Source organism: Vibrio mimicus CAIM 602 (assembly GCF_000338875.1).
GTDB lineage: Bacteria > Pseudomonadota > Gammaproteobacteria > Enterobacterales > Vibrionaceae > Vibrio > Vibrio mimicus.
The window spans coordinates 15,366-30,422 of sequence record NZ_AOMO01000032.1; the positions used below are offsets into that span (position 1 = coordinate 15,366).

Here is a 15,057-nt window from a genome sequence, read left to right on the forward strand (position 1 = left end):
CAAATAGCATGACAAAAAACATCTTACATTTTTATGTAGGCACGTATACCGATGAACCCAGCTCCAGTAATGGCGTCGCGCAGTTAGAATTGAATACCGAAACGGGAGAGTTAACGCCGTTGAAGGAGTTGATTACACTGCGCAACCCTTCCTACCTAGCGCAAACGCCGAAAGGTTTGTATACCTTCAGTGAAGTCGATCACCAAGATAAGCCCCAGTTAGTCCAACTCGGAAACATTGACCAAAGCGGCATCGCGATTGAAGGAAGCTATCCTTGCCATTTAGATATTGATCCTACACTGCGTTTTTGCGCCGTCGCCAATTATGGTTCTGGTAATACGTCGGTCTATGCCCTCAATGAAGTGGGTGCGCCTGTTGAGTGTATTGCGGAGCTGTTTGTTGCTGGTGAAGGTCCGAATCGTGATAGACAAACATCACCCCATGCACATCAAACCACGTTTTTGCGTCATAGCCCTTTTTTAGCCGTAGTAGATTTGGGTACGGATCAGGTGCATTTCTATCAACTTGACCATGAAGGTCAAAGCCTCACTTTACATCAATCCCTGAACGTAACCGCGGGAAGTGGTCCGCGCCATCTGGTCTTCAATCAAGCGGAAACACGTGCTTATTTGCTCTGTGAGTTGAGTGAAACGTTATTGACCATAGAGTGCCACCAAGGGCAATGGGTCTTGGTTTCTGAACAGCCGTTGCTACCGGGTGTGGAAAACGGCGCAGCGGCATCAGCGATTCGATTATCACCGGATGAGCAGTTTCTTTATGCTTCTTGTCGCCGACAAAATGTGATCACGCTTTTTGATGTCAGCGGTACTGTGCCCCAATGGATGACGGCGGTGGATACTCAGGGCGACTTCCCAAGAGATTTCACACTGTCTCGTGATGGTCAATGGTTACTGGTGGCCAACCAACATAGTCATAATGTGGTCAGTTATCGCCGCGATCGTCAAACTGGGCAACTTCAACCAACGGGATTCAGTTGTCATATTGGCAGCCCTGTCTGCTTGGTTGAGCACCAAGAATTCGCTTAAAGCACTGACAGATTGTAAGCCGTAACGGCTGTGTTACACGGACGCTGCAATAGATTTCACTTCAGGTATAATGCGCGCAAACCAACAGGAATTGGAACGCTATGCAGCTCTCACTCGCCGGTCTTTGGCAGCTTTCACCGCTGACGGATCTCTCTATCCCTCAAGATGACATTACTTTTCCTGCTCCATTAAGTGCAGTGTTACCCAAAACGCTGAGCGAAGCGGAAATTGCTGAGCAAGAATGGCATTTAATGCACGATATTGAAGTGGATGCAGATCTGCTGAGCTTTGCTGCGATTGATTTGGTGCTGGAAGGGATCGACTACCATGCGGAAGTGCGACTCAATGGTGCAGCGTTATTTGACTGTGATGGCTCACAAGCAATCTACCGTAAAGATATCCGCCCGTTGTTGAAAGCAGGGCGTAACCGATTTGAAATTCTGTTTTTGGAAGCGGATGAAGACTTACTGCTGGATGAAGATGCGACAGAATTGTGCTTTTTAGGCGAGCAGGATACGCCCAGTTATGATCAACGAATGGGGATCTGGAAAGCGCCTTATCTGCAATGCATTCGCCATCTGCGACTTACCCATGTTTCGACTGAACAAGTTTGGCACCATAGCGGCTGCGAGTTGCTGGTGAATCTGTTTTTCACCACTTACTCACCGGGACTGGTTTCCGCGGCGGTGAAATTTGATGGGCGGACTTATCAAGTGCCGATTGATGTGCGCAGTGATCACGCGAGCGTGCTGTTTCAGGTTGATGCCCCCAAGATTTACGATGTACACCATCCTCGCGCTGAAGATCTTTACTTGGTCTCCGTACAACTGGATGGCCAAACTAAGCGTTTTCAACTGGGTTTGAGTGAAGCGCACTGCGTGAGTCATTTCCCTCTATAGAATTTATCTTCATCAAAAAGCAAAACGCCTTCATGAAGAAGGCGTTTAGATCGAAATTCCAATCACTTAGTGAGCACAACCGAAATGGCCTGAGTGCTTGCTTTGCCATACTTTTTCATGGAAGTAGTAGGCACAGGTATTGATGCTTGGCTCAATCATCGCCATCACACCACCCACTAACCAACTCCCCGTCAGTAAGTAAGCCACACTAAACGCAACGGTAAAGTGAATGGTCGCAAAGCTGGCGGTTTTGATTCGCGTATCACCTGCAAAGCGGCGCAACGTTGGCGAATTGGCCCATGCTTTTTCATGGAAGTAAAACGCGACAGTGTTCACCATTGGTTCGAGCATCGCAATCAGGCTGCCGAGAAGGACATCGCCTGTCAGTACATACGCTACCGTGAATGCGATGGTAAAGTGTATTGCTGCAAAACTTAATGTCTTTTTCATGATTCAGTCCACCTGATCTTATTTGATGAATTCATTATCGATAATAATTCTCAGTTCTTCAAACAGGCAAAACCAATCAGTGTGATAGGAATCAGTGAATAAAAAAGGCGCAATCATGCGCCTTGAAAAGAAATCGAAGATTGTTGCCAATTAGCCTTGAGGCTTAACGACCAAGACGTTGATAGGAGAGTTTTCTACCACCTTACTGGCAACAGAACCCAGCATGACTTTATCAATGCGTGAGCGTTTGTGGCTAGGCATTACGATAAGATCCGCACCTAAACGTTCCGCATAATCAAGTATGGTCGCGTAAGCTTTGCCTTCTGCAATGTGCAGCTTGTAAACAATCTCTTCATCAATGTGTTTATCAGCAAATGCTTTGAGCTGAGCACGCACATCATTTTTCATTTGTGCTGCGGCATCTTTTGGAAAATAGGTCGCCACCATGGACATATGAATGCCTGGCAACACGTTCAGCAAGTGAATTTCGGCGTTGGAATGTTTGGCATGCCAGACAGCAAGCTGTACCGCTTTGTCTGCAAAGCCTTGCTCATTCAAATCAACCGGAACAAGAATATGTTTATACATGACGCTCTCTATGGTTATTCCCCATCCCTATGAGTCTTGAGGATGGGTTGGCGATGAATCATTGACGTGTTAAGTATATGCCTGATCTTACTCAGGCATATTGACTAAACACCTTGTTATGCCTTTTTTATCCGTCTTTTTTGGTTCCAAGCCAGCAGTAGCGTCAGCAAAATCGCAGGCAGGAATACCCACTCTTTCATCGGACGATCACTATCGACGACTACCGAGCGAATTTCCCAATCAAAGTCGATTCCTGCCGCTTCCGCTGGGCTACCAAACTCCACCATTTCAACCAACATGCGGTTTTTCTCGTTGAGTAGAGTTAAGCCCATAGAGGCAATACGCTCTTGAGCACCCACCGCGCGATCTTCAAACGGTAACTGTACGGTTTTGGAGGTGTATTCGCCTTTGAGATTTTCCCCAGCCACAATCATTTGGATCGGTTGTCCTACTGGAGTTTGTTCCACAATCTGCTCTAACTTGGTTCCGGCATACATGATTTGGGCAGGGTAAACCATGTCCCACCAGAAACCGGGGCGGAAGAACGTAAAGGTCAGTACCAGTAATGCAATTACTTCCCACCATTTGGTTTTAGTCAACCACCAACCTTGCGTCGCCGCGGAAAACAACAGCATGGCCGTAATGGAAGAGAGTATGGTGAGCAATAAGTGCCACCATGTATCAATCCCCATCAACAAGAGTTGGGTGTTAAATACAAACATGAAAGGTAGGATCGCCGTCCGTATGTCGTAAGCGAAACCTTGAATACCCGTTCGGATAGGATCCGATTTGGCGATCGCCGCGGCAGCAAAAGCGGCGAGACCGACCGGAGGTGTATCATCAGCCAAGATACCGAAGTAGAACACGAACAGATGCACCGCAATCAGAGGGATGATCAAGCCATGCTCAGCACCTAACGTGACGATCACGGGAGCCATCAAAGTGGAAACCACAATGTAGTTGGCTGTGGTTGGCAACCCCATACCGAGGATCAAGCTGATCACCGCGGTAAAAATCAGCATCATGATTACGCTGCCGCCGGAGATAAACTCGACAAAGTCAGTCATCACCAGACCAATCCCAGTGAGGGTAACCACGCCCACAACCGTACCAGCAGCAGCCGTTGCCACCCCGATACCGATCATGTTACGCGCACCAGAGACTAAGCTTTCAAAAAGGTCAGTCACCCCTTCTTTAGCGGCATCGCCGAGTGCACCTGTGCGGTTAAATAGGGCCATTAGTGGACGTTGCGTTAATAAGATGAAGATCATAAATACGCTGGCCCAGAACGCCGATAAGCCGGGTGAGAAGCGCTCAACCGTCAAACACCACACCAAAACCACAATCGGCAGTAAGTAGTGCAAACCGGATTTTAGCGTTGGAGCGACATCAGGGACGAATTGTAAGTCTTCATCGATCCCTAACCCATCTTTCGCGTAGGGAGCGGATATTTTCACTAGCCCGACGTAAGCCACCAATAACACCACGGTGAGAATAGGGGTTGCGGCTGCGCCAAAGGCTTCTTTGGTCCAACCGATACCGTAATAAACCAGCGCACTGATCACGCATAAGCCAAGAATCGTTGCGGTAAAAGAGAGTAGCTTTTGAGCCAAAGTCGATTGGTTACGACGAGGAAGGCCACTCATGCCCGCCTTACAGGCTTCGAGGTGAACAATGTAGATCAATGCGATATAGGAAATCAGCGCTGGCAGAATGGCGGCTTTGATCACTTCGACATAAGAAATTCCGACGTATTCCACCATCAAGAAAGCGGCCGCACCCATGATTGGCGGAGTCAACTGGCCGTTGGTGGACGCCGCTACTTCCACGGCACCGGCTTTGGTCCCGGGAAAGCCAACGCGTTTCATGAGCGGAATGGTAAAGGTGCCTGTGGTCACCACGTTAGCGATCGAAGAACCGGACACGAGTCCAGAAAGTCCTGATGCAACCACCGCAGCTTTGGCTGGGCCGCCACGCATGTGTCCGAGCATAGAGAAGGCAACTTTGATGAAGTAGGCACCAGCCCCAGCTCGTTCTAACATGGCGCCAAAAAGTACAAACAGGAAAACAAACGAGGTAGACACCCCAAGTGCGACGCCAAATACCCCTTCAGTGGTTAGCCACAAGTGTGACATCGCCTTGTTCAAGCTTGCCCCTTTGTGGGCAATCACATCTGGCATGTAAGGGCCAGCAAAGGTGTAGAGTAAGAATAATGCAGCCACCATCATGAGTGGTGGGCCTAACGCACGGCGGGTGGCTTCAAGTAGTAGCACCATGCCAACGACTGAAGCAATCACATCCAACTGAGTCGGGGCACCAGAACGCCCGGCTAGTTCTGCGTAGAAGAGATAGATGTAAGCCGCTGACAAGCTGCCCGCCAGCGCTAAAACCCAATCCATCAAAGGAATACGATCGCGCGGTGAACCTTTCATTGCTGGATAAGCAGTAAAAGCAAGAAAAACTGCAAAAGTTAAGTGAATGGAGCGAGCTTGGGTGTCATTAAGCACGCCAAAGTCGAAGATAAAGGGAAGTGGCGAGGCGTACCAGAGTTGGAAGAGTGACCAACAGAGCGGAACAAACCAAAGTACTCGTCCCGGAAGCCCTTTTGGGGCTCTGGCGCCAGTATCTGCTTGCGCCACCATCTCTTGCACATCTTGCGACGGTGTTGTTGTCTGCGTCATGTACCTTATCCTTATTATTGATGGTCCATCATTGTCCGTTAGCGTTCAAATTGAACACCAAATGTCACACCATGTTTTGTTTTAACCTGAGTTTAGAATTTAAATAACGATTAGCCACAATCTATAGCCGTAGCCGCATTATCCTTCCTCATTCGAAGCCACCTTAGCGGCATTCGATTCTGAGTATTTTGGATCTCTCATGGTGTGATCCCCCTGAGTCCTAAGCATTCAACTCGCAGGGGTATTAATAAGGAGGCGAAATGCCTCCCTAAATATACTCTATCCGGTTAACCCTAGTGGATACTGTGGCTCGGGTAGAATGAGCAATACTCGGAGTGGCTGGTGGCGCACTCCGAGAAAGTCGTGCATTACTTCAGTAAGCCCGCTTCTTTGTAGTACTTCATAGCACCTGGGTGAAGAGGAATGGAATTCCCTGCGGTTACCATGTCTTCTTTCTTCAGGTTGGCAAAGGCTGGGTGTAGACGAGTAAAGGTATCGAAGTTCTCAAATACCGCTTTGGTCACGTTGTACACTACCGCTTCAGGTACGTCTTCAGTTGTTACTAGCGTTGCTGCTACACCGAAGCTTTTCACATCTTGATCTGTACCGCTGTACATGCCAGCAGGCACTACGCTGTACGCATAGTAAGGATTATTCGCGACGATTTTTTCGATCTCAGGACCAGTAGCTGGAATCAATTTAGCGGCACAAGAGGTTGTTGCTTCTTTGATTGCACCATTTGGATGGCCAACCATGTAGATGAAGGCATCAATCTTGTTGTCACACAGAGCTTGAGAACGCTCAGAACCTTTCAGTTCAGACGCCAGTTTGAAGCTATCGTTTGTCCAACCGAACGCATCCATTACCACTTGCATGGTCGCGCGATCACCAGAACCTGGGTTGCCAATGTTCACGCGCTTACCAGCTAGGTCTTTCACGTTTTCAATACCTGAATCCGCACGAGCATGATGTTGAACGGTTCTGTATGGAGTGAGAACACTGCACGCAGCTTTTTGTATGGGCCTTGCTCTGCAAATTCGCTGGTACCGTTATAACCATGGTATTGCCAATCTGATTGCACAATCCCAAAGTCCAATTCACCAGAACGAATGGTGTTAACGTTGTAGATAGAGCCGCCAGTGGATTCAACCGAACAACGGATGTTGTGATCTTTACGATCTTTGTTCACCAACTTACAAATAGCGCCGCCTGTAGGGTAATAAACACCAGTGACCGAACCGGTACCGATCGTTATGAAATCCTGTGCGCTGGCGAAACCAGAGCCGATAACTGCAGCTGCTATTGCACCCATTTTGATTATTTTAGGTAATGACATGAATTTCCCTTCCTTCATTGGTAATGTGACTCAAAGCGTTAACATGGCTTCGAGCTTTCCTGCCTGAGAAATGTTGCTTTATGCGACGAAAAGAATGATAAAGCGACAGAATCATACCAAAAAAACAACAGATAATTACACGACTGTTAAAATTTATAGTGTGATTGACTCATTTGTTAGACAGCAAAATGTTGAGTATCCTATGAATATACTTCTTTTGTTTCAAATGGTTAGTTTGTTTTCAGGATAAAGAATGATGTTTCTAAGATGTGAGTTTGGTCACGCTAGGATGCGTGACCAAAAATCATTGGGTGAGAAAATGATTAACCCGCGTATTCAAACAACTCGCAGACTGAGTGGAATAGCTCTTTGACTGGCACATCGAGTGTTGGAGTGATGAAAATCGTATCATCGCCAGCTACTACGCCTAGAATCCCTTCAGATTTACCAAGTGAATCAAGTAAGCGTGCAATCAGCTGTGCTGCACCTGGGCCAGTACGAATCACGACTAAGGCGTTGTTGTAATCCACATCCAATACTAGTTCACGAAGTGAGCTGCTCGCTGTTGGTACGCCCAACTCTGCTGGTAAGCAGTAGACCATCTCCATTTTGGCATTGCGGGTACGCACCGCGCCAAACTTGGTCAGCATACGCGATACTTTGGATTGGTTAATGTTGTCAAAGCCTTCGTTCTTCAGCGCTTCAACAATGTCGCCTTGTGAGCCAAAGCGTTCTTCTTTCAGCAAGGCTTTGAAAGCTCGGACTAGGTTGTCTTGTTTATCTACGTTACGCATTGTTCTTCTTACTTTGGTTAAATGATCGATTTGTGCATATTCTCGCATACCTATGCATGACACACCAAATGACTCGCTAAATTTGTCTTAACTGTCACTGTAAATGTTTTTGATATTCGGTTAGATAGCTTTATAACTCTTTGTCTAAATTGAACATTGGCCGATAATCGTCTTTTACGCTGCAACGCCTTCTCAGCAGTGTTGCGCAAAGTCGCAAAGCTGACGTTAATTGATTGTAATCAGTTTGTGATTACTATAGCGTTTGACGGTCGGATACACCTAATCACCCTACAAACTTATAAGAGATTACTCTCAAGGAGATTTACGATGAAAGTCGCTGTTATTGGTGCCGCTGGCGGCATTGGTCAAGCCCTTGCTCTGTTACTCAAAAACCGTCTTCCTGCTGGTTCTGATTTGGCTCTGTACGATATCGCGCCTGTCACTCCTGGTGTGGCGGCGGATCTGAGCCATATCCCAACCCCAGTTACCATCAAAGGTTATGCGGGTGAAGACCCAACTCCGGCGCTGGAAGGTGCGGATGTAGTGCTGGTTTCTGCAGGTGTTGCACGTAAGCCTGGTATGGATCGTGCGGATCTGTTCAATGTGAACGCAGGTATTGTAAAAGCATTGGCAGAGAAAATCGCAGTGGTGTGTCCGAAAGCGTGTGTCGGAATTATTACTAACCCAGTTAACACTACGGTACCTATCGCGGCTGAAGTGCTGAAAAAAGCCGGTGTGTATGACAAGCGTAAACTGTTTGGTGTAACGACTCTGGATGTGATCCGCTCTGAAACCTTCGTTGCGGCTCTGAAAGATAAAGATCCAGGCCAAGTTCGTGTGCCTGTGATTGGTGGTCACTCTGGCGTAACCATTCTGCCTTTGCTGTCACAAGTGGAAGGTGTGACCTTTACTGATGAAGAAGTGGCGGCACTGACCAAACGCATCCAAAACGCGGGTACTGAAGTGGTTGAAGCCAAAGCGGGTGGCGGTTCTGCAACGCTGTCTATGGGCCAAGCTGCATGCCGTTTTGGTTTGGCACTGGTGAAAGCACTGCAAGGTGAAGCGAATGTTGTTGAGTACGCTTACGTAGAAGGTGAGGGTGAACACGCTCCATTCTTCGCTCAACCGATCAAACTGGGTAAAAACGGTGTTGAAGAGTTGCTGGAAATCGGCAAACTGAGCGCTTATGAGCAAGCCGCTCTGGATGGCATGCTGGATACCCTGAAAGGTGACATTCAAATCGGTGTTGAGTTTGTAAAATAATCGACACCTAGTTCGACCATTTTAAGAATACCGCTCTTGATGAGCGGTATTTTTTTATCTCGGGTTTGCTGTGGTTGCTTAAATTAATCATTTGATTTTTCAGTATTAAATGTCGATTTGTGTTTTACCACTAGTGAATTCTTATGTTACTTATCTAATTATCATTTCATATCACTGCTTTTCGTGTAAGATGCGCTGTTTTTTCTATTCTTCGACTCATGTGTTGTGAGTTGAATGGTTGCCCTTCAGTCATAACAAGCGGATTTCCTTTCTGTCTGTTATTGATTTTTGGAAGGGGAAGATGGCTTTTACTTCTGTTATTGGTGATTGAAAAATAATGGATAAAAAACTGGGTTTAGGCTCTCTCACAGCTTTAGTAATTGGTTCCATGATTGGCGCGGGCGTGTTTAGCTTGCCACAAAATATGGCGGCAGTCGCCAGTCCACTAGCAGTGATGATCGGCTGGTCGATCACTGGGATCGGCATGATCTTTCTTGCGCTTTCTTTTCAATATTTGGCCGTCAATAAACCCCATGTAAACAGTGGTGTATTCGGTTTTGCCCGTGAAGGTTTTGGTGATTTTGCTGGATTTTGCTCGGCGTGGGGCTATTGGTTTAGCGCTATGGTCGCTAACGTCTCTTATCTGGTGATCGTGTTTAGTACCCTAGGGCTGCTGTTTGATACACCTGATCACGTCATCTTTGGCTCAGGTAACACTTGGTGGTCAATTGGTGGTGCTTCACTATTGCTGTGGGGTGTACATAGCTTAGTGTTAAGAGGGGTGCAAACCGCCGCTCTGATCAATCTCATCACCACAATGACCAAAATGGTGCCTTTGCTACTCTTTATTGTTTGTGCGTTCGCGGCATTCAATTGGCCGACATTTAGTTTAGATTTCTCCGGACTACACCACATTTCTGGTGTTGATCTACTTGGGCAAGTCAAAGCGACTATGCTGATCACTGTTTGGGTATTTGTGGGTATTGAAGGCGCAGTTGTTGTTTCGAGCCGAGCTCGTCAGCGTAAAGATATTGGCCGGGCCACCATCCTTGGGTTGCTCACAGCACTCTCGATTTATGTCTTAGTAACGCTATTGTCGATGGGCGTAATTCAAGTGAATGAATTGGCGCAGTATCACAATCCATCAATGGCTCAAGTTCTGACTGCGATTATTGGCCCATGGGGCAAGTACATCATCGCGGTGGGGCTGTTGATCTCAGTCTGCGGCGCATTTTTGAGTTGGACAGTATTGGCTTCAGAAGCGCCTTTCCTTGCAGCAAAAGATAAGATGTTCCCACGTCATTTTGCGAAGCAGAATCAAGCGGGTAGTCCGGTGAATGCCCTGATTCTGACTACGCTATGTATCCAAGTCTCATTGATATTGGTGCGCTACACTGCTAGTACTTACGATACTTTGTTGATCTTTGCCTCAGAGATGATTTTAGTGCCGTATTTTCTGGTCGGTGCATTCACCTTAAAAATTGCGCTCGAACAGAAAGACAGAGGTAAACTTCTGCTGATTGGTCTAGGTGCAACGATTTATGGTTTATGGCTACTGTACGCATCAGGTTTACACTATTTAATGTTATCGACACTTTTGTATGTACCGGGTTTTGTTTTCTATCTCAAAGCGAAGCGCGAGCAAGGTGTAAAAGCGTTTTGTGGTCGAGAAATGGTTGGCGCCAGTACGTTGCTGTTGTTTGCGTTCGGAGCGGCAGGCATGCTTTGGCAAGGAGCTTGGTAGGAAGTTCGTCTTCTTCCTACTCGAAGCTACAATTCCAAGTCATTTGGTATAGTTAGCACGTTAGATAAAAGAAACCCCTCAAGCTCGTAGAGCTGAGGGGTTTTTTAGTAAGAAAACGTAATCCGTTATCAAGTGAGTTGCTGTCGCAATATCATCGAATTTGCAGACTATTTACTGCGATTGACTGCCATGTGAGCCAGCGTGATCAACGCTTGCTTGTATTCGCTTTCTGGCAGGATATCGAGTTCAGCAATCGCTTTGTCTGCTTCATGCTGCGCCTTTTCAATGGTGTATTGCAGAGAACCAGTTTGCTCCATCGCCGCGAGAATCTCATTGAGACGTGACATGCCATTCGCTTTTTCGATAGCTTCACGGATCATCAATGTTTGTTCGGGATTACCGTGCTGCATAGCATAAAGCAGTGGCAGGGTAGGCTTACCTTCAGCCAGATCGTCGCCGACGTTTTTACCCATCTCTTCGCCGTCCGAAGTGTAATCCATCACATCATCAATGAGCTGGAATGCTGTGCCTAGGTATTTACCGTAGTTTTGCATCGCCAATTCCACCTCAGGTGAAGCATCACACAAGATCGCGCCGATCTGCGTTGCTGCTTCAAAGAGACGTGCGGTTTTGGAGTAGATCACCTGCATATAGCTGGCTTCAGTCGTATCAGGATCGTTGCAGTTCATTAATTGCTGCACTTCACCTTCAGCGATCACGTTTACCGCATCACTCATCAGCTTCAGGATCTTCATGGATCCTAACTCTGTCATCATCTGAAATGAGCGAGTGTAGATAAAGTCACCGACTAATACGCTGGCAGCATTGCCAAAAGCGGCATTGGCTGTCGCTTTACCCCGGCGCAGATCCGACTCATCGACCACATCATCGTGCAACAGTGTTGCCGTATGAATGAATTCGATAAAGGCGGCGGCTGTCGTGTGATGTGACCCGTGATAACCGAGCGCTTTGGCTGATAAAACAGCCAGCAATGGGCGTAAACGCTTCCCACCACCACTGATGATATAGAAACCAAGTTGGTTGATTAGGGAAACGTCAGAATTGAGTTGAGCGTGAATCGTTTCGTTCACTTTTGCCATGTCATTGGCAGTAAGCGCTTGGATAGCTTTAAAATCCATCGTAAATCCGGCTGAAATAAGAGCGTGTAAGGCATTTAGTCTTCTGGAATCGCTGCATAATACACTAAAAATCATTGATTAATACATGGCTTAAAGGCATGATTGCGGCACTTTTGTTTGGCGATTAGCTTTTCGCCATTTTTTTCAAAATATGGCTTGTCATAGGCACATCATTCACGTAGAATCTGCGCCCTATTGATGATTAGTTTAGCGCACACCCTTATCGCATAAAATATAAGCATAGGCTGTGCGGAAAGAGCGGAGTAAAATATGTACGCTGTTTTCCAATCTGGTGGTAAACAACACCGTGTAAGCGAAGGTCAAACTCTTCGTTTAGAGAAATTAGACGTTGAAACTGGCGCAACTGTAGAATTTGATAAAGTTCTGCTGGTTGCTAACGGTGAAGACATTAAAGTAGGTGCTCCTCTAGTTGAGGGCGGTAAAGTAGTTGCTGAAGTGGTACAACACGGTCGTGGCGATAAAGTAAAAATCGTTAAGTTCCGTCGTCGTAAGCACTCTCGTAAGCAACAAGGTCACCGTCAGTGGTTCACAGAAGTGAAAATCACTGGTATCAACGCTTAAGTTATTAGGAGAGTTCAACAATGGCACACAAAAAAGCTGGTGGTTCTACTCGTAACGGCCGCGATTCAGAAAGCAAACGTCTAGGTGTTAAGCGTTTCGGTGGTGAATCTGTACTTGCAGGTAACATCATTGTTCGTCAACGTGGTACTAAGTTCCACGCTGGTACTAACGTAGGCATCGGTAAAGACCACACTCTATTCGCTCTATCTGATGGTAAAGTGAAGTTCGAGACTAAAGGTCCTAAGAACCGTAAATTCGTTAGCATCGAAACTGCTGAATAAGCAAAGTTTCTTGATGAATTCAAAAGCCCTGCCGTTTGGTGGGGTTTTTTATTTATCGAAAGTGTGGTCGACCCTAGACCCTAGACCCTAGACCTGAATGTGGCCTGATCCAAGCAGGCAGTTGTTTTCTGGGATCTACGTTCTCAGGTTTACTAGACTGATTAAGATTTCCCACGAGATTGAGTGGAGGAAAAATGAAATTCGTTGATGAAGCGGTAATTAAAGTTCAAGCAGGTGACGGCGGTAACGGTGTCGTCAGCTTCTGGCGTGAAAAATTCGTTACCAATGGCGGCCCTGATGGCGGCGATGGTGGTGACGGCGGCGATGTATACATGATTGCCGATGAAAACCTTAACACTTTGATCGACTATCGTTTCCAGCGCTTCTATGAAGCGGAGCGTGGCCAAAACGGTGGTGGCGGCAACTGTACGGGGAAACGTGGTAAAGACAAAGTGCTGCGTGTACCTGTGGGCACCCGTGCAGTTGATATTCATACCAATGAGATCATTGCGGAAGTGGCGGAACATGGTAAAAAAGTCATGATTGCCAAAGGTGGCTGGCACGGTTTGGGTAACGCTCGTTTTAAATCGTCGGTTAATCGTTCCCCACGCCAAAAAACCATGGGTACCAAGGGTGAGTTGCGTGATATTCGTTTAGAGCTGCTGTTACTAGCAGACGTTGGTATGCTGGGTATGCCAAATGCGGGTAAATCAACCTTCATTCGCGCTGTTTCTGCGGCTAAGCCTAAAGTGGCGGACTATCCGTTTACTACCCTGATTCCAAGCCTCGGTGTGGTAAGTGTACTGCCAGAGAAAAGCTTTGTGGTAGCCGACATCCCAGGATTGATTGAAGGTGCGGCGGATGGTGCGGGGTTAGGGATTCGCTTCCTGAAACACCTTGAGCGCTGTCGTGTACTGCTGCACGTGATTGATATCTTGCCGATGGATCAAAGTAATCCTGCGCAAAATGCATTGACCATTATTGATGAGCTTGAACAGTACAGTGAAAAGCTAGCGAACAAGCCGCGTTGGTTGGTTTTCAACAAAGTCGATCTGGTGTCAGAAGAAGAAGCGGACGAGATCATTCAAGACATCGTTGATGCACTGGCATGGGAAGGAGATTACTTCAAAATTTCTGCTGCTAATCGCCAAGGCACCAAAGAGCTGTGCATGAAGCTGGCGGAGTTTATGGATACCTTGCCAAGAGAAGCTGAAGAGCAGACTGAAGCTGAAAAAGTCGATTTCACATGGGATTATCACCAGAAAGATGGTTTGGCTGGTCGCGATGTGATCACTGAAGATGATGACGATTGGGATGATTGGGACGACGAAGAAGATGACGGTCACGTTATCTATGTTCGTGACTAATTAACTTGCTCGTAATGCCGCAACTTTGTTGCGGCTTTTTTGTGTCTAAATCATATTCCCGCATTACAGTTTAAGGCACACTAAGTGCCACTTTTGGACTTTTTGGCTTAGGTATTTAGGAAAGGAATCATGGAAAGCAAACAGAGAGCCGTTTCTCGTTTGATTGCCCAGGCTGGGCAGATGCTGTTGGCGCATGGCGCTGAGAGTACTTTAGTTGGCGATATGATGCGCCGAATGGGGTTAGCCAGTGGTATGAGTGAGGTGGAAGTTTCTCTCTCGGCGAGCTCTTTAGTTGTCACGACTGTCTATAAAGATCACTGTATCACGACGGCAAGACGCAGCCCGGATCGTGGTATCAATATGCGTGTGGTGACGCAGATCCAACGGATCTGCATCATGATGGAGAAAGGGATTCTCGATCACAGCTTGGCTCAGAAAAAACTCAATCAAATCAGTCCTGAACGCTATAACCGCTGGCTTGTCGTGGTGATGATTGGTCTTTCTTGTGCTGCGTTTAGTCGCTTGGCTGGAGGGGATTGGATGGTCTTTTTGATCACCTTGATCGCCTCTTCTTGTGGGATGATCGTCCGTCAGGAGATTGGTCATCGTCAGTTCAATCCGCTGCTCAATTTCGCGGCAACTGCTTTTGTTACCTCTGCCATTTCAGCTCAAGCCGTGATTTATCAACTCGGTAATAAACCCACTATCGTGATGGCTTCTTCTGTACTGATGTTGGTTCCCGGTTTTCCTTTAATTAATGCGGTTGCCGATATGCTTAAAGGGTATATCAATATGGGAGTTGCTCGTTTTGTGATGGCCAGTTTGCTCACATTAGCGACGGCACTCGGTATTGTTGCGGCAATGAGTGTGACTGGGTGATTTGGGGG

General features: G+C 47.0%; 13 protein-coding genes and 1 pseudogene. 8 read left to right on the forward strand and 6 right to left on the reverse strand.

All coding sequences use genetic code 11. From position 1 onward, the window contains the following. The first annotated feature begins 8 nt into the window (after positions 1-8). The gene (locus D908_RS08865) at positions 9-1,046 is read left to right on the forward strand and encodes a lactonase family protein (RefSeq protein WP_005524752.1); all 1,038 of its coding nucleotides are present in this window, start codon (positions 9-11) and stop codon (positions 1,044-1,046) included. A 101-nt stretch (positions 1,047-1,147) separates the two neighbouring features. After that, positions 1,148-1,945, forward strand: coding sequence for a glycosyl hydrolase 2 galactose-binding domain-containing protein (locus D908_RS08860; protein ID WP_001177211.1), 798 nt, complete (start codon positions 1,148-1,150; stop codon positions 1,943-1,945). Positions 1,946-2,011: 66 nt separating this feature from the next. Here the strand turns inward: D908_RS08860 and D908_RS08855 are convergent, their stop codons facing one another. The 5 genes and pseudogenes from D908_RS08855 to argR all read right to left on the reverse strand — a co-directional run bounded on the left by D908_RS08855 (position 2,012) and on the right by argR (position 7,794). Further along, positions 2,012-2,395: a DUF2061 domain-containing protein gene (locus tag D908_RS08855; protein WP_000753236.1), complete on the reverse strand. Its 384-nt coding sequence runs from the start codon at positions 2,393-2,395 to the stop codon at positions 2,012-2,014. A gap of 150 nt (positions 2,396-2,545) precedes the next feature. Further along, entirely contained in the window at positions 2,546-2,983 is a 438-nt protein-coding gene (locus D908_RS08850) for a universal stress protein (RefSeq protein ID WP_000276484.1), read from the reverse strand. A gap of 116 nt (positions 2,984-3,099) precedes the next feature. After that, the gene (locus tag D908_RS08845) at positions 3,100-5,664 is read right to left on the reverse strand and encodes a TRAP transporter permease (protein ID WP_000195214.1); all 2,565 of its coding nucleotides are present in this window, start codon (positions 5,662-5,664) and stop codon (positions 3,100-3,102) included. Between the two features lie 368 nt (positions 5,665-6,032). Continuing rightward, a pseudogene (locus D908_RS0119435) lies at positions 6,033-7,000 on the reverse strand (TAXI family TRAP transporter solute-binding subunit). Between the two features lie 323 nt (positions 7,001-7,323). Then, positions 7,324-7,794: a transcriptional regulator ArgR gene (gene argR / locus D908_RS08840; protein ID WP_001246635.1), complete on the reverse strand. Its 471-nt coding sequence runs from the start codon at positions 7,792-7,794 to the stop codon at positions 7,324-7,326. A gap of 327 nt (positions 7,795-8,121) precedes the next feature. Here argR and mdh point away from each other — a divergent pair, with 327 nt between their 5' ends. Together mdh and D908_RS08830 are read left to right on the forward strand one after the other, a co-directional pair. Beyond that, a complete protein-coding gene (gene mdh / locus D908_RS08835) occupies positions 8,122-9,057 on the forward strand; it encodes a malate dehydrogenase (protein WP_000861565.1) in 936 nt (311 codons plus the stop codon). A 337-nt stretch (positions 9,058-9,394) separates the two neighbouring features. Further along, a complete protein-coding gene (locus tag D908_RS08830; RefSeq protein WP_005524754.1) occupies positions 9,395-10,801 on the forward strand; it encodes a basic amino acid/polyamine antiporter in 1,407 nt (468 codons plus the stop codon). Between the two features lie 167 nt (positions 10,802-10,968). On the opposite strand, the gene ispB is transcribed toward D908_RS08830, so the two are convergent. Continuing rightward, positions 10,969-11,940, reverse strand: coding sequence for an octaprenyl diphosphate synthase (gene ispB / locus D908_RS08825; protein ID WP_005524755.1), 972 nt, complete (start codon positions 11,938-11,940; stop codon positions 10,969-10,971). 270 nt (positions 11,941-12,210) lie between these two features. Here ispB and rplU point away from each other — a divergent pair, with 270 nt between their 5' ends. The 4 genes from rplU to D908_RS08805 all read left to right on the forward strand — a co-directional run bounded on the left by rplU (position 12,211) and on the right by D908_RS08805 (position 15,049). Beyond that, positions 12,211-12,522: a 50S ribosomal protein L21 gene (rplU, locus tag D908_RS08820; RefSeq protein WP_000271393.1), complete on the forward strand. Its 312-nt coding sequence runs from the start codon at positions 12,211-12,213 to the stop codon at positions 12,520-12,522. Between the two features lie 20 nt (positions 12,523-12,542). Beyond that, the gene (gene rpmA / locus D908_RS08815; RefSeq protein WP_000940598.1) at positions 12,543-12,803 is read left to right on the forward strand and encodes a 50S ribosomal protein L27; all 261 of its coding nucleotides are present in this window, start codon (positions 12,543-12,545) and stop codon (positions 12,801-12,803) included. A 194-nt stretch (positions 12,804-12,997) separates the two neighbouring features. Continuing rightward, on the forward strand, positions 12,998-14,170 hold the full coding sequence (cgtA, locus tag D908_RS08810) for an Obg family GTPase CgtA (protein ID WP_000673584.1): 1,173 nt from the start codon (positions 12,998-13,000) through the stop codon (positions 14,168-14,170). A 129-nt stretch (positions 14,171-14,299) separates the two neighbouring features. Next, the gene (locus D908_RS08805) at positions 14,300-15,049 is read left to right on the forward strand and encodes a threonine/serine exporter family protein (RefSeq protein WP_005524757.1); all 750 of its coding nucleotides are present in this window, start codon (positions 14,300-14,302) and stop codon (positions 15,047-15,049) included. Positions 15,050-15,057: the final 8 nt, after the last annotated feature.